25 protein-coding genes and 1 other RNA gene are annotated in these 18003 nt (G+C 69.2%); 12 read left to right on the top strand and 14 right to left on the bottom strand.

The window, feature by feature from the left end:
- The first annotated feature begins 1 nt into the window (after position 1).
- From RF701_RS05800 to RF701_RS05760, 9 genes are all read left to right on the top strand, one after another.
- Positions 2-430, top strand: a complete 429-nt coding sequence (locus RF701_RS05800) for a chemotaxis protein CheW (protein WP_308814388.1) — start codon at positions 2-4, stop codon at positions 428-430.
- Between the two features lie 67 nt (positions 431-497).
- The gene (locus RF701_RS05795; RefSeq protein ID WP_203309400.1) at positions 498-863 is read left to right on the top strand and encodes a response regulator; all 366 of its coding nucleotides are present in this window, start codon (positions 498-500) and stop codon (positions 861-863) included.
- A gap of 19 nt (positions 864-882) precedes the next feature.
- Positions 883-1968 carry a chemotaxis-specific protein-glutamate methyltransferase CheB gene (gene cheB / locus RF701_RS05790; protein ID WP_287977902.1) on the top strand — a complete coding sequence of 362 codons (1086 nt, stop codon included), beginning with the start codon at positions 883-885 and terminating at the stop codon, positions 1966-1968.
- Positions 1968-2840, top strand: coding sequence for a protein-glutamate O-methyltransferase CheR (locus RF701_RS05785; protein WP_308814387.1), 873 nt, complete (start codon positions 1968-1970; stop codon positions 2838-2840). Before cheB ends, RF701_RS05785 begins: the two co-directional genes overlap by 1 nt.
- A 66-nt stretch (positions 2841-2906) precedes the next feature.
- Entirely contained in the window at positions 2907-3596 is a 690-nt protein-coding gene (locus tag RF701_RS05780; RefSeq protein WP_210357978.1) for an N-acetylmuramoyl-L-alanine amidase, read from the top strand.
- Positions 3597-3606: 10 nt separating this feature from the next.
- Positions 3607-3994: RNase P RNA component class A (gene rnpB, locus RF701_RS05775), an RNA gene on the top strand.
- 10 nt (positions 3995-4004) lie between these two features.
- Positions 4005-5996 (top strand): energy transducer TonB, encoded by a 1992-nt coding sequence (locus tag RF701_RS05770; RefSeq protein ID WP_308814386.1) that lies wholly within the window; start codon positions 4005-4007, stop codon positions 5994-5996.
- 54 nt (positions 5997-6050) lie between these two features.
- Positions 6051-6590: a J domain-containing protein gene (locus RF701_RS05765; RefSeq protein WP_288936259.1), complete on the top strand. Its 540-nt coding sequence runs from the start codon at positions 6051-6053 to the stop codon at positions 6588-6590.
- The gene (locus tag RF701_RS05760; protein ID WP_210357975.1) at positions 6575-6886 is read left to right on the top strand and encodes a (2Fe-2S) ferredoxin domain-containing protein; all 312 of its coding nucleotides are present in this window, start codon (positions 6575-6577) and stop codon (positions 6884-6886) included. Before RF701_RS05765 ends, RF701_RS05760 begins: the two co-directional genes overlap by 16 nt.
- A 37-nt stretch (positions 6887-6923) precedes the next feature.
- On the opposite strand, the gene RF701_RS05755 is transcribed toward RF701_RS05760, so the two are convergent.
- The 11 genes from RF701_RS05755 to RF701_RS05705 all read right to left on the bottom strand — a co-directional run bounded on the left by RF701_RS05755 (position 6924) and on the right by RF701_RS05705 (position 10767).
- A complete protein-coding gene (locus RF701_RS05755; protein ID WP_308814385.1) occupies positions 6924-7340 on the bottom strand; it encodes a SufE family protein in 417 nt (138 codons plus the stop codon).
- A 146-nt stretch (positions 7341-7486) separates the two neighbouring features.
- The gene (locus RF701_RS05750) at positions 7487-7723 is read right to left on the bottom strand and encodes a hypothetical protein (RefSeq protein WP_210357973.1); all 237 of its coding nucleotides are present in this window, start codon (positions 7721-7723) and stop codon (positions 7487-7489) included.
- A gap of 11 nt (positions 7724-7734) precedes the next feature.
- Complete coding sequence (locus tag RF701_RS05745) at positions 7735-7986, bottom strand: hypothetical protein (RefSeq protein WP_203309391.1); 252 nt, start codon at positions 7984-7986, stop codon at positions 7735-7737.
- Positions 7987-8016: 30 nt separating this feature from the next.
- Positions 8017-8298 (bottom strand): hypothetical protein, encoded by a 282-nt coding sequence (locus RF701_RS05740; RefSeq protein ID WP_210357972.1) that lies wholly within the window; start codon positions 8296-8298, stop codon positions 8017-8019.
- 12 nt (positions 8299-8310) lie between these two features.
- A complete protein-coding gene (locus RF701_RS05735) occupies positions 8311-8580 on the bottom strand; it encodes a hypothetical protein (RefSeq protein WP_203309389.1) in 270 nt (89 codons plus the stop codon).
- Positions 8580-8837, bottom strand: coding sequence for a hypothetical protein (locus RF701_RS05730; protein ID WP_203309388.1), 258 nt, complete (start codon positions 8835-8837; stop codon positions 8580-8582). Before RF701_RS05730 ends, RF701_RS05735 begins: the two co-directional genes overlap by 1 nt.
- 11 nt (positions 8838-8848) lie before the next feature.
- On the bottom strand, positions 8849-9160 hold the full coding sequence (locus RF701_RS05725; protein ID WP_203309387.1) for a hypothetical protein: 312 nt from the start codon (positions 9158-9160) through the stop codon (positions 8849-8851).
- Positions 9161-9191: 31 nt separating this feature from the next.
- Positions 9192-9566: an envelope stress response membrane protein PspC gene (gene pspC / locus RF701_RS05720; RefSeq protein WP_203309386.1), complete on the bottom strand. Its 375-nt coding sequence runs from the start codon at positions 9564-9566 to the stop codon at positions 9192-9194.
- Position 9567: 1 nt separating this feature from the next.
- Positions 9568-9876: an envelope stress response membrane protein PspB gene (gene pspB, locus RF701_RS05715; RefSeq protein WP_308814384.1), complete on the bottom strand. Its 309-nt coding sequence runs from the start codon at positions 9874-9876 to the stop codon at positions 9568-9570.
- A gap of 1 nt (position 9877) precedes the next feature.
- On the bottom strand, positions 9878-10552 hold the full coding sequence (gene pspA / locus RF701_RS05710) for a phage shock protein PspA (RefSeq protein ID WP_203309384.1): 675 nt from the start codon (positions 10550-10552) through the stop codon (positions 9878-9880).
- 71 nt (positions 10553-10623) lie between these two features.
- The gene (locus RF701_RS05705) at positions 10624-10767 is read right to left on the bottom strand and encodes a hypothetical protein (protein WP_203309383.1); all 144 of its coding nucleotides are present in this window, start codon (positions 10765-10767) and stop codon (positions 10624-10626) included.
- Between the two features lie 176 nt (positions 10768-10943).
- On the opposite strand from RF701_RS05705, the gene pspF reads away from it, so the two are divergent.
- From pspF to aqpZ, 3 genes are all read left to right on the top strand, one after another.
- Positions 10944-11996 carry a phage shock protein operon transcriptional activator gene (pspF, locus tag RF701_RS05700; protein ID WP_308814383.1) on the top strand — a complete coding sequence of 351 codons (1053 nt, stop codon included), beginning with the start codon at positions 10944-10946 and terminating at the stop codon, positions 11994-11996.
- Between the two features lie 882 nt (positions 11997-12878).
- The gene (locus RF701_RS05695; RefSeq protein ID WP_203310776.1) at positions 12879-13484 is read left to right on the top strand and encodes a superoxide dismutase; all 606 of its coding nucleotides are present in this window, start codon (positions 12879-12881) and stop codon (positions 13482-13484) included.
- 282 nt (positions 13485-13766) lie between these two features.
- Positions 13767-14546, top strand: a complete 780-nt coding sequence (gene aqpZ, locus RF701_RS05690) for an aquaporin Z (RefSeq protein WP_308815618.1) — start codon at positions 13767-13769, stop codon at positions 14544-14546.
- A gap of 20 nt (positions 14547-14566) precedes the next feature.
- Here aqpZ and RF701_RS05685 read toward each other — a convergent pair whose 3' ends face one another.
- The 3 genes from RF701_RS05685 to mtaB form a co-directional block, all read right to left on the bottom strand.
- Positions 14567-15244 (bottom strand): inner membrane-spanning protein YciB, encoded by a 678-nt coding sequence (locus tag RF701_RS05685; RefSeq protein ID WP_246848172.1) that lies wholly within the window; start codon positions 15242-15244, stop codon positions 14567-14569.
- Positions 15245-15368: 124 nt separating this feature from the next.
- On the bottom strand, positions 15369-16307 hold the full coding sequence (gene ftsY / locus RF701_RS05680; protein WP_203310778.1) for a signal recognition particle-docking protein FtsY: 939 nt from the start codon (positions 16305-16307) through the stop codon (positions 15369-15371).
- A complete protein-coding gene (mtaB, locus tag RF701_RS05675; protein ID WP_308814382.1) occupies positions 16304-17542 on the bottom strand; it encodes a tRNA (N(6)-L-threonylcarbamoyladenosine(37)-C(2))-methylthiotransferase MtaB in 1239 nt (412 codons plus the stop codon). The genes ftsY and mtaB overlap by 4 nt, the downstream gene beginning before the upstream one ends.
- Positions 17543-18003 lie beyond the last annotated feature (461 nt).

Here is an 18003-nt window from a genome sequence, read left to right as displayed (position 1 = left end):
GATGGACCTGTTCCTGATCGCCCATATCGCCGGACGCGGGGTCGCCATCGACACGACCCAGATCGATTCGGTCGTCGACCTCTCTCCCGTCGTCGCCGTGCCGCGCGCGCCCTCCGCGGTCCGCGGCCTCGTCGCGCTGCGCAGCCGCGTGGTGACGGTGGTGGACACCGGCATCGCGCTGGGACTTGCCGCCATGCCCGTCGACGCGCGCCGCGCCATCATCACGCGGCTCGACGGCCATCATTACGCGATGCTCGTCGATTCGCTGGAGGACGTCGCCTCCTTCGCCCGTCAACCGCTGTCGTCGGGCCTCGCGCTCGATCGCGGCTGGGCGGCGGCGGCCGACGGGATGGTGGAACGGGACGGCGAGCCGATGCTGGTCATCGACCTCGCCCGCCTCGTTCCCGCGCCGCAGGCGATCGCGGCTTAACGCGGCGCTTACGCTTCCCTCCGTATACCGATCACCGCGCGATTCGCAGCAAGAAGGCCCTGCCAGCATGAAGACCTGCCTCGTCGTCGACGACTCCAAGGTGATCCGCAAGGTCGCCCGCCATATCCTGGAGACGCTCGACTTTTCCGTGACCGAGGCATGCGACGGCCGCGAGGCGCTCGACGCCTGCATGGCCGCCGCGCCCGACGTCATCCTGCTCGACTGGAACATGCCGGTGATGAGCGGGATGGATTTCCTGCGCGCGCTGCGCGACTCGAACATTCCGACGCGGCCGAAGGTCGTCTTCTGCACGACTGAGAACGGCATGGCCTATATCAGGGCTGCCATAGAGGCGGGCGCGGACGAATATGTGATGAAGCCCTTCGATCGCGACACGCTGGAATCGAAGCTCCAGATCGTCGGCATGGCCTGATCCCGGCGGCGAACCTGTCATGGCGCCTGCCACGCCCCTTGCCGCATCGGTGGATGCCGAGCCGCCGCTGAAGGTGCTCATCGTGGACGATTCGGTCGTCGCACGCGCGGTGATGACGCGGATCGTCGACGCCGACGCACGCTTCGTCGTCAGCGGCAGCGTGGCGACCGCGTCCGCCGCGCTCACCCTATTGGCGCGCGAACGCGTCGATCTGATCCTGCTCGACCTGCAGATGCCTGGCGTGGACGGTATAACCGCACTGCCCGACCTGATCGCGGCTGGGCAGGGCGCGCGCATCCTCGTGGTTTCTGCCCAGGCCAGTGACGGCGCGGCGGTGACGCTGCAGGCGCTGGCGCTCGGCGCCGCCGACACGTTGGTCAAGCCGGCTGCCGGCGCACGGATGGCGACGTTCGGGGAGAGCCTGATCGGCAAGCTCGCGAGGCTCGGCACCAGCACCTCCGAGACGCCGCCCCCCGCGCCGACTCCGCTGCGACCCGCTACGGGCATGGAGACCATGTCGGCGCGCGCGGACTTCGATCTCGTCGCGATCGGCGCCTCCACGGGTGGCATCCACGCGCTCAGCCAGGTGCTGCGGACGATCCCCGCCGGCTTCCGCCTGCCCATTCTGATCACGCAGCATCTGCCGGCGTCGTTCATGCCCTATTTCGCGGCGCAGCTCGCGGTGCTCGCCGGGCGACCCTGCGAGGTGGCGAGCGATCGGCTCCGCGTCCAGCCGGGCCGAATCGTCGTCGCCCCCGGCGACGCGCACATCCGCTGCGTCGCGCTGCCCGACGGCGGTGCGGCGATACGGCTGACCAATGATCAGGTGGCGAGCGGCTGCCTGCCCTCCGTCGATCCGATGTTCGCGTCCGCTGCCGCCGTCTACGGGCCGCGCCTGCTGGCGATCGTGCTGAGCGGCATGGGCCGCGACGGCGCCGATGGAGCAAGGACCGTGCGCGATGCCGGCGGCTGCGTCATCGTCCAGGACCAGGCGAGCTCGGTCGTCTGGGGCATGCCCGGCGCGGTCGCGGCGATCGGCGCCGCCGACGCGATCCTGGCGCCGGATGCGATCGGCCGGCTGGTCGTGCGCGGGGAGCGGCCCTGATGCCGATCCGTCCCACCTCGACGTCGCCCGCAGCCGCGACGGCCCCCGTCTCGCAGCGGGCCGTCAACGCGTTCAGCGCGCTGCTCGAATCGCGGACGGGGCAACAGATATCCGCCTATCGTTCATGGCGGATCGATACCGCGCTCAAGCCGCTGATGCGGGCGCGGGGCCTGGATACGCTTGACCAGCTCGCCGCCGCGCTGCTGGAAACCGGCGATCGGTATCTCAGCGACCAGATCGTCGACGCGCTCCTCAACGGAGAGACGTCCTTCTTCCGCGAGGCCCCGGTCTTCGACCTGATCGTCGAGGCGGTGGCCGGGCTGGAGACAAGGCAGCGGCGTGTGCGCATCTGGTGCGCGGGCTGCTCGACCGGGCAGGAGCCGCTGTCGCTCGCGATGCTGTTCGCCGAGCGCGCGGAGGAACGCGGCACGCCCATGCCCGACATCGTCGCGACCGACGTGTCGGAGGCCGCGCTCGCGCGGACGCGGGCGGGTCGCTACACGCAGTTCGAAATCCAGCGAGGCCTGCCGATCCGCCGCATGATGCGCTGGTTCGACGCGGTCGGCAACGATTGGGCCGCCAAGCACGAGCTGCTTCGTGCGATGACTGTGCGCAGCCACAATCTGGCGGCCGATGCCCCGCTGCCGGGCATGTTCGACATCGTCCTGTGCCGAAACGTGCTGCTCTATCTCGATCCGCAGACCAAGACGGAGGTGTTCGCGCGCTTCGCCGCGGCGTTGCGGCCCGGTGGGCTGCTCGTCCTCGGGGCGGGAGAAACGGTGATCGGCCAGACCGACGCCTTCGCGCCCAGTCGCGACCTGCGCGGGCTGTACGAGCGCGTCGACGGCGCCACCGGGGCGGCGGCGGGCTGACGCCCCCGGTCGGCGCCGCGCCTTGGGCCCTTACGCGCGCCTCCGGCTTGGGCTACGCAGGCAGACATGACCCTTCTCGACACGCCCTCGCCGAATTTCGACGAGCGGTCGCTGCCGATCACCATGATCGTGCTCCATTATACCGGCATGCAGGATGGAGCCTCTGCCCTTGCGCGACTGCGCGACCCGGAGGCCAAGGTGTCCGCCCATTATATGGTCGAGGAGGACGGTCGTATCTTTCGCCTCGTTGCGGAGGAAAAGCGAGCCTGGCACGCCGGACGTTCGCACTGGCGGGGTCTGACCGACGTCAATTCCGCCAGCATCGGCATAGAGATCGTCAATCCCGGTCATGAATGGGGCTATCGGCCGTTTCCCGATGCGCAGGTCGAGGCCGTGGTGCGGCTGGTCGCGGAGGTGAAGGATCGGCACGCGATCACGCGCGGCAATGTCGTCGGCCATTCCGACATCGCGCCGCAGCGCAAGCGCGATCCGGGCGAGCTCTTTCCCTGGGCGCGCCTGGCGCGGCTGCGTCTGGCCCTGCCGCGCCCGACGCAGAAGCTGATGGACCCGATGTGGACGAAGGCTGGCTTTCTGCTCGCGCTCGAACGCTTCGGGTACGACGTCACCGATCCTCTCGCCGCGACCATGGCGTTCCAGCGGCGCTTCCGTCCCGAACTCGTCGACGGCGAGATCGACGCCGAATGTCGCATGATCCTGCTCGCGCTGCTTCTTCCCAAGCCGCAGGGGGACGAGTAAGGGGGAGCGGCCAGAGGGTCGGGCGGCCGCGTCGCATGTTCGCATGCGCCGAGGAAAGTCCGGGCTCCACGGAACGACGGTGCCGGGTAACGCCCGGCGGGGGTGACCCCAGGGACAGTGCCACAGAGAGCAGACCGCCTGCCTTCTACGGCAGGTAAGGGTGAAAGGGTGCGGCAAGAGCGCACCGCGCTTCCGGTAACGGCAGCGGCACGGCAAACCCCACCGGGAGCAAGACCGAATAGGGGCGGCATGGCGCGCGGCGACGTGCGTCGGGGTGTGTTCCCACCCGCTGCCCGGGTTGGTTGCTGGAGGCGGCGTGCAAGCGTCGCCCGAGAGGAATGGTCGCCTATTCCCCGCAAGGGGATGGACAGAACCCGGCTTACAGACCCTCTGGCAAGTCTTCGTCAAATGGTGCACGATCCCGCGATAGAAATCGTCATGGGGGATTCGGTGTCGGGCAAGTTTTGGGTGGGGTCGGCACTTGTGGCCTTTGCTTCGGTGGCCACGGCGCAGCAGACCGCGCGGACCGTGCAGCAGGATTTCGATGCCGCCGAAGCGCTCGACGCCGGCACCGACAAGGCCGCCGCGCTCGCGGCGTGGGAGGCGTTGGAGAAGCGCGTCGCGTCCCGCCCGCGCAGCCGCGCGATCGTACTGGTCCGAAAGAGCGCTGCCCTGCTGGCGCTGGATCGCAAGGACGAGGCGAACGCGGCCGCCCAGGAGGGGCTGGCGATCCTGCCGGCTGACGACCCGTCGCTGCGCGCCGACCGGTTCAAGGCCAGTTTCAATCTGGGCCGGATCGCGATGACCAGCCTCGATTACGCCACCGCCGCCGATTGGTTCGGCAAGGCGGAGGCGATCGCCGACACGCCGCGCGACAAGATGGTCGCCGCGCTCGCCGTGGTGCAGACTACGACCTTCACCGATCCCGCCGCCGCCACCGCGGCGCAGGCGCGGATCGATGGGCAGCTCGCGGCGGCAAAGCTCGATGCCGCCTCGCTTGGCACGATCGCGGAAGCGAAGGGGACGATGCAGCTCAATCGCGGCGACATCGCCGCCGCCCAGGGGACCTTCCGCGACGCCGTCCGCGACTTCGGCGGCATGGACACGTCGCGCATCGATATCCGCGACGTCTCCGTCCGCTCCGACGCGGCGATTGCCTATCTGCTCGGCGGCAACGAGGACGAGGCGCGGCGCTACGTCGCCATGACCGGCGCCGGTGCGACTTCGATCGGGCTCATCGACCCAGGCGTGGCGATGGTTCCGCCCGACTGCGGCGGCGAGGCGGGGTTGAAGCCGGCGGACATGGCCGTGGTCGAATTCTCGATCGCCGACGATGGCACGGCGCAGGCGGTACGGCCGATCTATGCGGCCGGTGGGGGCAAGGTCGCGCTCGAATTCGCCCGCGCGGTGCGGCAATGGTCGTGGACGGCCGAGCAGGTGAAGGCGATGCCGACGTTCCTGCGTTTCAACGTCCGGGTGGAGATGCGCTGCAACCTCGCGTTCCAGCGCCCGTCGATCAGCGACGCGCTGCAGGCGGACATGATCGCATGGGGGCGGGGGAAGGGCCTTGCCTTCGTCGACCAGTCCGAAGCGCCGGCGACGGCACTGATCGCGCAGCGACGTGCGCTGGCCGCGGCGTCGGCGAATGGCGACACGCTGGCGACGCTGCCCGCGCTCTTCGCGCTCGTGCACAATCCGGTGTTGCCGCGCGACGAGCGCGGCGCGCTGGCGCGACGCGCTTTGGCCCTTGCGATCGCCAACGACGCGCCCGCCCGTGCGCGGCTCGACCTTGACGTCGAGGCGCGCACGGCGGGCGTGGCCGATCTGTACAAGCGCGGCATGTTCCGCCGCGTCGTCGAACCCATGCTGTCGGAAGCGCCCTATGCCGCGGACGCGCCGTCGCGCGCGGCGCTCAGGCTCATGCTTGCCGATCACGAGGACGGACGTTCCCGCAGCGAGGCGATACTGCAGCAGGTCGCGCAGGATGCGGCGTTGCCGGCGGCCGATCCGTTCAAGGTCGGCGCGATGATCCGCCTCGCCTCGATCGCGCAGACCCGGGGCGATCTCGCCGCTGCGCGCAATGCCTTCACGGCCTCCGGCCTGGCGGCCAGCCAGTGCGCGCTGATCGACAAGCCGCCGAAGATGGTCTCGGTCGGCGGCAACTTCCCTGAGGAGGCGCAGCGCTGGGGCATGGAGGGGTGGACGCGGACGCAGTTCGACGTCGACGCAGACGGCCGTGTCCGCAACGAGCGCGTGATCATCTCCTATCCGCCGTTCGTCTTCACGAAGGCGGGGAAGGACACGTTCCGCGCGGCACGCTTCGAAAAGACCTACCGTCCTGACGGCGGGCTGGGCTGCGGCGCGCTGACCCGCGGAGTGCGCTTCAGCCTTCCCCATTGATAGGGCGCGACCGGTGCTTGCGCGCTGCCGCCGAAGGCTTATGTCGCGGGGGTAATGGCGCGCAGCACCTCACGATCGAACGACTGGGGCTTCCCCCGCTGGCGGGGCTATGGCTCCAGCCGAGAGGCGCAGACGGTGCGGCTGTGCGACCGGCACGGCTGCGACAGGCCCGGCGACTGCCCGGCACCGAAATCGCCCAACAGCCCCGATCGCTGGTATTTCTGCACGGATCACGCCGCCGAATACAATCGCGGCTGGAATTACTTCGAAGGCCTGTCCGCCGAAGAGGCCGCGCAGCGGGAGGCGTCGGAAAGCCGGACGGCATCGGGCTATGCCAGCGCCAACCATTACGCCTGGGGCGGGCCCGGCGACGGCACGCGCTCGCGCGACGAGATGCGCGCGCTGGACGTGCTCGGCCTCGATGGCGATGCGGACTTCGAAGGGGTGAAGGGCGCCTGGCGCCGCCTCGCCAAGGAAAACCATCCGGACGTCCGCCCCGGCGACGCCGATGCCGCCGTCCGATTCCAGGCGGTGCAGGCCGCCTATGAGGTGCTCAAGACCGCGGAGGAGCGCCGGACGTGGCGCCCCCGCTGAAGCAGATCGGCGCGCACTGGCAGGGCGCGGTGCTGGTCTGCGGCAAGTGTACGAAGAAGCTCGACGGCGGCTTCGGCAGGAAGGCACGCTCTCCGCTCGCCAAGGTGCTGCGCAAGCTGCTCGGCCTGAAAAAGGGACGCAAGGCGCCGCTCGGCATCGTCGAGACGCGTTGCCTCGGCCTGTGCCCGAAGAACGCCGTCGCGATGGTCGACACGCGCAAGCCTGATACCTGGCTGGTCGTGCCGCAGGGCGCGGATGTCGCCGAACTCGCGGCGCGCCTGGCGCGCGGGCAATAGCGCGCCGTCCTCGGCCCCCACGTGCCGGCGCGTGGGATCAGGCGTAGCGCGCGGCCGTGTCGCGGATCAGCGCGATCATGTTGGGGATGCCCTGCGTCCGGTTGGAGCTGAGCTGGTTCCTGAGGTCGAAGGGTGCCAGCTCGCCCTCGATGTCGGCGGCGGCGACGGTGCCGGGGGGCTGGTCCTGCACCGTCAGCAGTACCAGCGCGATGATCCCCTTTGTGATCGCCGCATTTGAATCGGCGAGGAAATGCAGCGTCCCGTCGTCGCGCAACGTCGGATAGACCCAGACCGCCGCCGAACAGCCGCGCACCAGCGTAGCCTCGGTCTTCAGCGCATCAGGCATCGGCTCCAGCGCGCGGCCCAGGTCGATCAGCAGCCGATACCGGTCGTCGGGATCGAGGAAACCGTATTCGTCACGGACGTCGGCAAGGCTCGCGGTCTGGCTGGTCATGGCACCGCGCGGTACAGCGCGCGGCGGGGCGGGGCAATGTCCGTGCCGGAGATACCGCGCGAGGCACGGGGTCCTCGATCTCTCCCCCCTCCCGCTGGCGGGAGGGGCCTTGGGCGCGCCTGTCGCGACAGGCGGAAGAGCAGGTCCTACAGGTCGACGCCCGCGGCGATCGCCTCCAGCTTGCGGATACGCTCCTTGAGGTCGGCGATCTCGATCCGCGATCCTGCGGAGGGGACGGCCGGCAGCTGGTCCTGCGCGTGATCCAGTTGCTGGTGCTTCAGCGCCAGCCAGCTGCGCCATCCCGACAGGCCGGCGGTGGTGATCATCGCGAGCCCGGCGAGGCTCGACAGCGATACGGTGAGATAGACGTTGGGGTCGGTCATATCCGCCTCCTTCAGCGGTCGCGCAGACGGTCGATCTCGCGGTCGAGATCGATGCTGCTCCGGTTGTCGGTGATCACGCGTTCCAGCACCTGGACGCGCTCCTTAAGGGTGCGCACCTCCTCGCGAAGGCGCCATGTGTCCTCGTCGACGGCCGTGCCGGGCGTCGTCCCGGCGTCCGGACGATGCGCGCCGAAGCGGCTGCGCACGATCCCGCCGATGACGAGGAGGGCGACGATCGCGACGAGCATCTCTGCGGGGTTCATGGGCAAACGACCTTTCCTGGGGCGATGCGGTCAGTTGGTCGGCAGTCGCGGATCGGCTTGCTCGACCCGCAGCGCCTCGATCTCCTGCGCCAGGTCGGCGCCGCGATCGGTCACGATGCGTTCGAGGACGCGGACCCGTTCCTCCAGTCGCTCGGTCTGGGCGGCATATTGCGCCGCCTTTTCCGCGACCTTGTTCGCCTCGATCTCCATCCGCCGTTCCTGCAGCTTGAACCAGGGGCGGATGAACACGCCGCCGAAGATCGCGAGCAGGCCGCAGCAGATGCCGAGGATGGGAATGAGCAGGGGGGACATCGGCGTCGCTCCTCAATTCGCCTGGAGGCGCAGCTGGTCGATCGTCTCGGCCAAGTCGGCGCCGCGATCGGTGGCGATCCGTTCGAGCACGCGCACCCGCGCCTCCAGCCGTTCGACATGGGCGGCATATTGCGCCGCCTTTTCCGCCGCCTGGGCATTGAGCGCGCCGGCCATCGTCTCCTTGTGCTTGAGCCAGCGCTTGAACATCTCGGATCCGATGCCGAGGCTGACGGGCAGGCCGACGACAACGACGGCGAGCATGAAGAGGGTGAAGCCGTTCATCAGCGGAGCCTTTCGATCTCGCGGTCGAGCATGTGCGACCGGTCGGTGACGATCCGCTCGACGGTGGCGAGCCGTTCCTGCAGCCGGTCGATCTGGCCGATGCGCTGGGCGTTCTCGGCGTCGAGCAGCTGGATGTCGCGGCGCGCCTCGACGTCGGGGGCGGCGATCGCCTGGCGCACCTTGCGCCGGCCGTACCATTGGACGGCGAGCGTGATGGCCGCACCGAGAAGCATGGCAAAGAAATGGTCGGGACCCATGGCGCGTGTCCTTACCGGTCGCGGAGGGCTTCGATCTCGCGGGCGGTACGCTCGGCGGGATCGGTGGCGATGCGCTCGAGGACGGCGATCCGTTCCTCCAGGCGGCTGACCTGTCCGGTCAGCTTGTCGTTCTCGTTGGTCAGCAGCATGATCTTGCGCTCGGCCTCGAGGTCGGTCTCCGCGGCACCGCCGCGGCGCCGGCGGCTGCTGCGATAGTCGAGCGGCGGATAGCCGTGGCGGGCGCGCAGCCAGTTGTTCGCGATCCAGGATACCGGCCCGATGGCTATCGCCGTGATCGGGATCAGCAGAGCAAGGTCGGACATCGTCTTCTTCCCCTTTTGAGACGCCGCGGCGTTAGCGCAGGCTGTCGATTTCCTCGGCCAGCCGGCTGTTGCGGCTGGTATAGTGCAGCTCGATGTCGGCGAGCCGGCGATCGATGTCGCGGAACTTGCTGCGCACCTCGGCGGTCGAGCGCGTCGGATTGCTGCGCACGCCCTGCCAGAACTTCTGGTCGTCGGCGTCCTGGTACAGGCCGTGCGGCTTTTCCGGCGCGAGATGCGCGGTCGCCCAATAGCCGAGCAGGATCACGCCGCCGGTCGCCCAGAGCAGGGCGAGCATCGCGATGCGCACGATCGTGACGTCGAGCCCGGTATAGTCGCTGATCCCTGCGCAGACGCCGGAGATCTTCTTGTTCTGGCGGTCGATGTAGAATTGCGTACGGGCGGCCATGTTACATCCTCCCTTCGAGGCGATAGCTGTCGGACTTGCGGTCCATGCCGGGGCGATCGAGACCCGGGCGGGCGGTGTCGGCGGCGAAGCCGACGCGGAAGTCGGGGTTGTCGGCGGCGACGATCCGCTCGACCGTGTTCAGGCGATCCTCCAGCCGGCGGGCGAGATTGTACATCTCGTCGAGCAGCCGTTCGTCCTCGTCGGTGATCTTGGGCGCCTGCTTCCACTTGGTGATGTAGTGGAAGATGACCCAGGGCAGGCCGATGAAGATCGAGGTGATCGCGATCAACGGGACGATGATGTCTTCCATCTCAACCCTCCTGATTGCGATTGTTCATCCGTGCCTTCAGCGCCGCGAGCTCGGCATCGACCTTGTCGCTCTGGCGCAGCTCGGCGATCTCTTCCTCCAGCGTCTTCTGCACGCCCAGGCCCAGCGCCTCGGCGCGACCCTCGGCATCGTCGACGCGGCGCTCCAGGACATCGAAGCGGCTGAACGCCTCGTGCGTCTTGGGGCCGGCGTACATCTCGCGCAGGCGGAAGCGGTTGTTCGCGCTCTCCAGCCGCGTCTGGACGTTGGCCTGCTTGGTGCGCGCCTCGGTCAGCTTCTTCTGCAGCTTGGCGATATCCTCTTCCGACGCGCGCAGCGCATCGTCGAGCACCTGCACCTCCGCCTTCAGCTGGTCGGCCATGTCGGCCGCCTTCTGCTTCTCGACCAGCGCCGCCTTGGCGAGGTCCTCGCGGTCCTTCGACAGCGCCAGTTCCGCCTTCTCGGTCCAGTTCGCCTGCAGCTGCTCCAGCTTCATGATGTGCCGGCGCATTTCCTTCTGGTCGGCGATGGTGCGGGCGGCGGAGGCGCGCACCTCGACCAAGGTCTCCTCCATCTCGAGGATGATCATCCGGATCATCTTCGCCGGATCCTCTGCCTTTTCGAGCAGGTCGGCGAAGTTGGCGGCGACGATGTCGCGGGTGCGGGAGAAAATGCCCATCTGTCGTGATGCTCCTGGAAATTCTGGGGCCGGGGCGGGCGAGGGAAACATGGCCCGCCCCGGGTCGCCGCTTACGCCGTCAGGCGGGCGGCGGACGCGACGGTCGCGGCGCCATGCCCGGTCGCCGGACCGATCGCGCCGGCCACGCAGGTGGCGCTGAAGACGATCGTGCAGGCGATGGCGGCGAGGGTGCGACCGATATCGGACTTGAACATGGGAACCTCCTGAAATCTGAACCTTGTGAACCGCCGCATCGGCGGGTTGCCCAGAGCTTTGCAGGAGCCGTGCCAATTTCAAAAATGGCGGAATTCCGAGGTTTTTGGGTGTATTATTTGCATGAACCACGGATGAACGCTTGCGGACCATTGGGATTTTGCGCCAAGAGTTGGCGATGCAGCGCACGACCCAGGTCATCGGCCAATCCGGCGCCTTCTTGGACGCGCTCGAGCGCGCCAGCCGCGCCGCCGCGCTCGATCGCCCGGTGCTCGTCATCGGCGAGCGCGGGACGGGCAAGGAGCTGGTCGCGGAACGCCTCCACCGCCTCAGCCCGCGCTGGGACCAGCCGCTCGTCGTGATGAACTGCGCGGCGCTGCCGGAGACGCTGATCGAGGCGGAGCTCTTCGGGCACGAGGCGGGCGCCTTTACCGGTGCGACCAAGGCGCGGGCGGGCCGGTTCGAGGAGGCGCACGGCGGCACCCTGTTCCTCGACGAGCTCGGCACCCTGTCGATGGCGGCGCAGGATCGGCTGCTGCGCGCGGTGGAATATGGCGAGGTGACGCGGATCGGGAGCAGCCGGCCGCTGCGGGTCGACGTCCGCATCGTCGCGGCCACCAACGAACATCTGCCGGACAAGGTCGATCGCCACGAATTCCGCGCCGATTTGCTCGACCGGCTGTCGTTCGAGGTCGTGACCCTGCCGCCGCTGCGCGCGCGCTCGGGGGACATCGTCGTGCTCGCCGACCATTTCGGGCGCCGCATGGCATCGGAGATCGGTTGGGAACGCTGGCCCGGCTTCGGTCCGACCGCGCTCGACACGCTGATGACGCATCGCTGGCCCGGCAATGTCCGCGAGCTTCGCAACGTCGTCGAACGCGCGGTCTATCGCTGGGAGGGGGAGGGGCCCGTCGACCGGATCGAGATCGATCCCTTCGCCTCGCCCTATCGGCCCTCCGGCGTTCATGGCGGCGCCCCGATGCCGCCGCCCGCGCCGCCCAAGGCGGACGCGCCGCCGCGGCCGGAGCCGGAGGACAGCCCCGTCGCCGCGTGCGACGCGGGTCCGTCCGATTTCAAGTCGCGCGTCGCTCGGTTCGAGCGCGAGCTGCTCGCGAAATCGCTCGCCGAACACCGTTTCAACCAGCGCGCCACGGCCGAATCGCTCGGCCTCACCTACGACCAGCTTCGCCACGCGCTGCGCCGCCACGACCTGATCAACGCCGGCGGGTGACACGGGGTCGGCGATCCGCTCGATCGCAGTGCGCAACGCCGACTCCCCCTCGTCGTCCCGGCGCACGCCGGGACCCATGGAAACGGTGTGCGGCCGAGGTCGCGCGTCCCTAGCGCCGATCGCAACCATGGGTCCCGGCCTGCGCCGGGACGACGAAGGGGGGATGTCGCCGCTTCCAGGCCGGCATCCCTGTCGTTCTGTCACCTCTCCGAGGGTGTCATCCCCGCGCAGGCGGGGATCCAGACGCGCAGGTTTCGCGTAAGCCGCTCCGCTAGCGTCTCTGGATTCCCGCCTGCGCGGGAATGACAAACGGGGGGAAAAGCCGCCCACTCCCTCCTCGTCATCCCGGCGCACGCCGGGACCCATGGACACGGTGTATGACCGACGTCGCGCGCCATTCGCGCCGATCGCATTCATGGGTCCCGGCCTGCGCCGGGACGACGAAGGGGGGATGTCGCCGCTTCCGGGCCGGCATCCCTGTCGGTCTGTCACCTCTCCGAGGGTGTCATCCCCGCGCAGGCGGGGATCCAGACGCGCAGGTTCCGCGTAAGCCGCACCGCTAGCGTCTCTGGATTCCCGCCTGCGCGGGAATGACAAACGTGGGAAAAGCCGCCCACTCCCTCCTCGTCATCCCGACGCACGCCGGGACCCATGGACACGGCGTGCGGCCGAGGTCGCGCGCCATTCGCGCCGATCGCACCCATGGGTCCCGGCGTTCGCCGCGATGACGAAGGGAGGAGGAACGTCGGGGCCGCCTGCGCGACGCCCTCGAAGATCATCCGCTCCGCAAGGATCATCACGCTTGCGAAACGGCGCCGGAGCATTAACCCGCCTGCTGCGTTGACGCGCGCGAACCCCTTTCCCTTACAGGAGGCCAAAGCCATGGCATTCGAACTGCCGCCGCTCCCCTACGACTATGACGCGCTCGAGCCGGTCATCTCGAAGGAGACGATGACCTTTCACCACGACAAGCACCACGCCGCCTATACCGCCAAGCTCAACGAGGGCGTCGAGAAGGACCCGTCGCTCGCCGGCAAGTCGATCGAGGACATCCTGGCGACCATCTCGTCGCAGCCGGCGCTCGTCCGCAACAACGGCGGCGGCTATTGGAATCACGACTTCTTCTGGAAGATCATGGGCCCCAAGGGTTCGACCCAGCCGTCGGGCGCGCTCAAGGACGCGATCGACGCCTATGGCGGCCTCGACAAGCTCAAGGAAGACTTCAACACCAAGGGCGCGGGCCAGTTCGGGTCGGGCTGGGCTTGGGTGATCAAGACTGCCGATGGATCGCTGAAGGTCACGGCGACGCCGAACCAAGACAACCCGCTGATGGACGTGGTCGAGGAGCGTGGCACGCCGATCCTGGGCAACGACGTGTGGGAGCACGCTTATTACCTGACCTACAAGAACGACCGCCCCGGCTATCTCAAGGCGTGGTGGGACGTGGTCAATTGGGACGAGGCCGGCAAGCGTTTCGACGCGGCCTGATCCTCGCAAAGTCAAGACGATGAGAAGGGGCGTCGCCGTCATGGCGGCGCCCCTTTTCGTGCGCCGCGCATCGGGGCGACCATGGTGCGTTTATCTCTGGCAAATGGTGCAAGGATACCAGGAACGGGGCCGAACCGGACGCGTTTGCCGCCGATCACTCTGCCGGTTCGCCGCGATGTCGTGGCGGGTCACGGCCCGAAAGGAGGCAGGATCACCGTGCACCAGACACTTTCGCTTCCCGCTCAGTCAAACGTCCGGACGGCCGCCGACCGCCCGCGGCCGATCGCCGCCGCGCGCCGCCTCGCCGCGGAGGCGATCGGCACCTTCTGGCTGGTGCTGGGCGGCTGCGGCGCGGCGGTGCTGGCCGCCGGCGCGACACTGCCCGGCAGCATCGGCATGGCGGGCGTCGCGCTTGCCTTCGGCCTGACCGTCTTCACCATGGCCTTTGCCGTCGGCTTCATCTCGGGCGGTCATTTCAATCCCGCCGTCAGTATCGGTCTGGCCGTGGCGGGTCGCTTTCCGGCGCGGGACGTGCCGGGCTACGTGGTGGCGCAACTCGTCGGCGCGGTCCTCGCCAGCGCCGCGCTCGCGCTGCTCGCCGGCGGCGCGCCCGGCTTCAATCTGGTCGCGAGCGGCTTTGCCGCCAACGGCTATGGCGTTCATTCGCCCGGCCATTACGGCATGGCGACGGCCTTCCTCGCGGAGGCCTTGCTGACCGCCGGTTTCCTCGTCGTCATCCTCGGCGCGACCGATCAGCGCTCGTCGGGACCGTTCGCGCCGTTGGCGATCGGACTGGCGCTGACCCTGATCCACCTGGTGTCCATTCCGATCGACAATACGTCGGTCAACCCGGCGCGCAGCACGGGGCCTGCGCTGTTCGTCGGCGGCTGGGCGCTGTCGCAGCTGTGGCTGTTCTGGGTCGCGCCCATCGGCGGCGCGGTGGTCGCGGGACTTGGCGCGCGCTGGCTCTTCGCCCACAGCCGCGAGGACCAGTCGCCCGGCCCGATCAGCGATCAGCCGGTCGAGCGCCTGATCGACGACGGCAAGGTCACGGTGGCCTGATTCCGACTACCGCCGCGGGATCATTCCTGCGGCGGTAGCGTCGTCGTCGCGTCGTCGGTCGTCAGGCCGTGCCGCAGCAGCATCGGGATGTTGGCGAAGGCGAACAGCAGGGTCAGCGGGATCGCTCCCCACAGTTTGAACCCGACCCAGAAATCCCAGCTGGTCGAGCGCCACACCGCCTCGTTGAGCGCGGCCATGAACAGGAAGAACAACGCCCAGTTGCGCGTGAGCTTGCGCCAGCCTTCCGCCGTCAGGCCCGGGTAGGCGGCGCCGAGCAGCCCCTCGAGCAGCGGGCGGCCGCTGAACAGGCCATAGCCCAGCACCGCGGCGAACATGCCGTAGACGAAGGTCGGCTTCATCTGGATGAACTTGGGGTCGTGGAAGTAGACGGTCAGGCCGCCGAACAGCACGACGAACGCGCCCGATATCCACAGCATCGGCGATACCCGGCCGAGCCTGACCCGTGACACGACCATCGCCGCGACGGTCGCGAGCACGAAGGCGACGGTCGCGACGATCACCCGCGCGATCACCAGCGCGCCCGCGCGGTCCATGTCCGACAGGAAGGTGGTCGACGCCCCGACCAGCCGCATCGCGAGGCCGGACGGGAACAGGAAGTTGGCCGCGAAGAAGACGAGCAGCGGCCCGTATTCGATGCCCATGCGCAGGCCGGGAGAGGATGCGGGCGCCTTGCTCATGCCATCATCGCCTTGTCGTGTTGCCGGATGTCGTTCTGCAGCCGCGTCGTCGTCCGGGCAGGCGGTCGCGGTGCGCGGGACGGGGAGGTGCGAGGGGCGGGACTGGAGAGGCAGGCCGGCGCGCTCACTTCTTCACCCCCGCATCGACGCCGGCGATGATCCGGCTGACCTCATTGGGGTCGAAGGGCCTCAGGTCGGTCATCCCTTCGCCGACGCCGATGGCATGGATCGGCAGGCCGTATTTCTCCGCCGCCGCGACCAGCACGCCGCCCCGCGCGGTGCCGTCCAGCTTGGTCATGACGAGGCCGGTGACGCCCGCCACCTCCTTGAACACCTCGATCTGGCTGAGCGCGTTCTGCCCCGTCGTCGCATCGAGGACGAGCACGACGTCATGCGGGGCGGCGGGGTTGAGGCGGCCGAGCACGCGGCGGATCTTGGCCAGCTCGTCCATCAGTTCGCGCTTGTTCTGCAGGCGGCCGGCGGTGTCGACGATGAGGACGTCGATGCCCGTCTCGGTCGCCTTCTTGACCGCGTCCCATACCACGCCGGCGGCGTCGCCGCCCTCCGGGCCGGTGACGATCGGCACCCCGACCCGGCTCGCCCAGGTCGCCAGCTGCCCGATCGCGGCGGCGCGGAACGTGTCGCCCGCCGCCAGCATCACGCCGTAATCCTGCTCCATGAGGAGATGCGCGAGCTTGGCGATCGTCGTCGTCTTGCCCGATCCGTTGACGCCGATGACCAGGATCACCTGCGGCCGCGGAAAGGCCTCGATCTCCAGCGGTGTCGCGACCCTGGCGAGCGCCTTCTCCACCTCCTCAGCGACGACGAGGCGGATGCCGAGCTCCTCCATGTTGCGCTCGAACGTCCCCTCCGCCAGCCGGGTGCGGATGCGGCCTGCGGTCTCGGGGCCGAGGTCGGAGGCGATCAGCGCCTCCTCGATGTCGTCCAGCGTCGCATCGTCCAGCCGCGCGCCGCCGAGGCCGGCGAGGTTGCCGACCAGACGGTCCGACGTCTTGCGGAATCCGCCGAGCAGGCGTTCGTGCCAGGAGGGGGTGGTGCTCATATCGTCCGTCCGATGAGGTGGGTGTCGGTGGCGCCGGTGATGCGCGTCGTAACGATGGTGCCCGGCGCGGCGGTCTGCGCGAGCGCGACATCGGCGAAATTGCCGGCATGGCCGCGCTCGCCCGGCCGCTCGACGAGCACATCCTGCGTGCTGCCGACCAGCCCGGCCAGCCACGCCGCCCTGCGCCGAGCCGCCGCCGCGCGCAGCCGCTCGGCCCGGTCCCTGATGGCGGCGGGGGCGACCTGCGGCATCCGCGCCGCCGGCGTGCCCGCGCGCGGCGAATAGGGGAAGATGTGCGCATGCACGATGTCGGCGTCGCCGATCAGCGCCAGCGTGTCGGCGAACATCGCCTCGTCCTCGGTCGGGAAGCCCGCGATCAGGTCCGCGCCGATCGCGATCTCAGGCCGCCTGACCTTGAGCGCCGCAACCATCGCCACCGCCTGCGCGCGGCTGTGCCGCCGCTTCATCCGCTTGAGGATCAGGTCGTTGCCCGCCTGAAAGGACAGATGGACGTGCGGCATCACCCGCGCCTCGCCGGTGACGATCTCCGCCAGCCTCTCGTCGATCTCGATCGAGTCGAGCGACGACAGCCGCAGGCGGCGCAGCGTGGGAACATGGCGCAGGATCCGCTCGACCAGCAGGCCCAGCGTCGGGCTGCCCGGCAGGTCCTGGCCATAGCTGGTCAGGTCGACGCCGGTCAGCACCACCTCGCCGTGCCCCGCCGCGACGAGTCCGGCGATCCGCTCCACCACCGCGCCCGCGGGTACCGAGCGGCTCGGCCCGCGGCCGAAGGGGATGGCGCAGAAGGTGCAGCGATGGTCGCAGCCGTTCTGCACCTCGACGAAGGCGCGCGCATGCGCGGAAAAGCTCGCCGCTAGATGCGGTGCGGTCTCGCGCAGCTGCATGATGTCGCCGACGACCACCGGCGCCGCGCTTGCCCAGGCGGCGGGCAGCAGCTTTTCGGCGTTGCCGATCACCCGGTCGACCTCCGCCATCGCGGCGAAGCCCGCCGGATCGATCTGCGCCGCGCAGCCGGTGACGACCAGTTCGGCGCCCGGGCGCGCCCGCCGCGCCTTGCGGATCGCGGCGCGCGTCGCCTTGACGGCGGCATTCGTCACCGCGCAGCTGTTCACCACCACGGTGTCGCGCCCGGCGACCAGCGCGGCGATCGTCTCGCTCTCGGCGATGTTGAGGCGGCAGCCGAGGGATATGACCTCTGGCGCGGGAACAGACATGCGCCGCGATCTAGTGGCGGCGGCGGGGTAAGTCCATGCAGTGGATGCGGCCCCCCGGACATCCTCGCGCCGTCCCGTCATCCCCGCTTGCCCGTCGTGCGCGCCACCGCCGTCATCCCCGCGCAAGCGGGGATCCAGACTGGCTGGCCGTGCGGCTCTTTCCTCAACGTCACGTTCCTGGATCCCCGACTGCGTGGGGATGACGATTTGGATGGTGGGGGGAGGCTGCCTCTCCCTCGTCATCCCGGCGAACGCCGGGACCCATGGTAGCGATCGGCTCGAGGGGCTCGAAACCTCGCCGCCGTCTCGCGTCCATGGTCCCGGTTTCCGCCGGGATGACGAAGGCGGCCGGGATGAGGGAGGTAGCCGGAAAGACGGCACAAGCCTGCGGGCACACGCGCCGGCAGTCCATCCCGATACTTGCCACCGTCGCCTTTTTCCCCTAAGCGCACGCCTTGTTC

It is taken from the genome of Sphingomonas sp. GV3, assembly GCF_031082075.1.
In the GTDB taxonomy this organism is placed as follows: Bacteria; Pseudomonadota; Alphaproteobacteria; order Sphingomonadales; family Sphingomonadaceae; genus Sphingomonas; species Sphingomonas beigongshangi.
This window is presented reverse-complemented; position numbering and strand designations above follow the sequence as displayed.

Coding starts and splice junctions, on each gene's coding strand:
- RF701_RS05800 (WP_308814388.1), top strand. CDS start 2: ATGGACCTGTTCCTGATCGCCCATATCGCCGGACGCGGGGTCGCCATC.
- RF701_RS05795 (WP_203309400.1), top strand. CDS start 498: ATGAAGACCTGCCTCGTCGTCGACGACTCCAAGGTGATCCGCAAGGTC.
- cheB (WP_287977902.1), top strand. CDS start 883: ATGGCGCCTGCCACGCCCCTTGCCGCATCGGTGGATGCCGAGCCGCCG.
- RF701_RS05785 (WP_308814387.1), top strand. CDS start 1,968: ATGCCGATCCGTCCCACCTCGACGTCGCCCGCAGCCGCGACGGCCCCC.
- RF701_RS05780 (WP_210357978.1), top strand. CDS start 2,907: ATGACCCTTCTCGACACGCCCTCGCCGAATTTCGACGAGCGGTCGCTG.
- RF701_RS05770 (WP_308814386.1), top strand. CDS start 4,005: ATGGTGCACGATCCCGCGATAGAAATCGTCATGGGGGATTCGGTGTCG.
- RF701_RS05765 (WP_288936259.1), top strand. CDS start 6,051: ATGGCGCGCAGCACCTCACGATCGAACGACTGGGGCTTCCCCCGCTGG.
- RF701_RS05755 (WP_308814385.1), bottom strand. CDS start 7,340: ATGACCAGCCAGACCGCGAGCCTTGCCGACGTCCGTGACGAATACGGT.
- RF701_RS05750 (WP_210357973.1), bottom strand. CDS start 7,723: ATGACCGACCCCAACGTCTATCTCACCGTATCGCTGTCGAGCCTCGCC.
- RF701_RS05745 (WP_203309391.1), bottom strand. CDS start 7,986: ATGAACCCCGCAGAGATGCTCGTCGCGATCGTCGCCCTCCTCGTCATC.
- RF701_RS05740 (WP_210357972.1), bottom strand. CDS start 8,298: ATGTCCCCCCTGCTCATTCCCATCCTCGGCATCTGCTGCGGCCTGCTC.
- RF701_RS05735 (WP_203309389.1), bottom strand. CDS start 8,580: ATGAACGGCTTCACCCTCTTCATGCTCGCCGTCGTTGTCGTCGGCCTG.
- RF701_RS05730 (WP_203309388.1), bottom strand. CDS start 8,837: ATGGGTCCCGACCATTTCTTTGCCATGCTTCTCGGTGCGGCCATCACG.
- RF701_RS05725 (WP_203309387.1), bottom strand. CDS start 9,160: ATGTCCGACCTTGCTCTGCTGATCCCGATCACGGCGATAGCCATCGGG.
- pspC (WP_203309386.1), bottom strand. CDS start 9,566: ATGGCCGCCCGTACGCAATTCTACATCGACCGCCAGAACAAGAAGATC.
- pspB (WP_308814384.1), bottom strand. CDS start 9,876: ATGGAAGACATCATCGTCCCGTTGATCGCGATCACCTCGATCTTCATC.
- pspA (WP_203309384.1), bottom strand. CDS start 10,552: ATGGGCATTTTCTCCCGCACCCGCGACATCGTCGCCGCCAACTTCGCC.
- RF701_RS05705 (WP_203309383.1), bottom strand. CDS start 10,767: ATGTTCAAGTCCGATATCGGTCGCACCCTCGCCGCCATCGCCTGCACG.
- pspF (WP_308814383.1), top strand. CDS start 10,944: ATGCAGCGCACGACCCAGGTCATCGGCCAATCCGGCGCCTTCTTGGAC.
- RF701_RS05695 (WP_203310776.1), top strand. CDS start 12,879: ATGGCATTCGAACTGCCGCCGCTCCCCTACGACTATGACGCGCTCGAG.
- RF701_RS05685 (WP_246848172.1), bottom strand. CDS start 15,244: ATGAGCAAGGCGCCCGCATCCTCTCCCGGCCTGCGCATGGGCATCGAA.
- ftsY (WP_203310778.1), bottom strand. CDS start 16,307: ATGAGCACCACCCCCTCCTGGCACGAACGCCTGCTCGGCGGATTCCGC.
- mtaB (WP_308814382.1), bottom strand. CDS start 17,542: ATGTCTGTTCCCGCGCCAGAGGTCATATCCCTCGGCTGCCGCCTCAAC.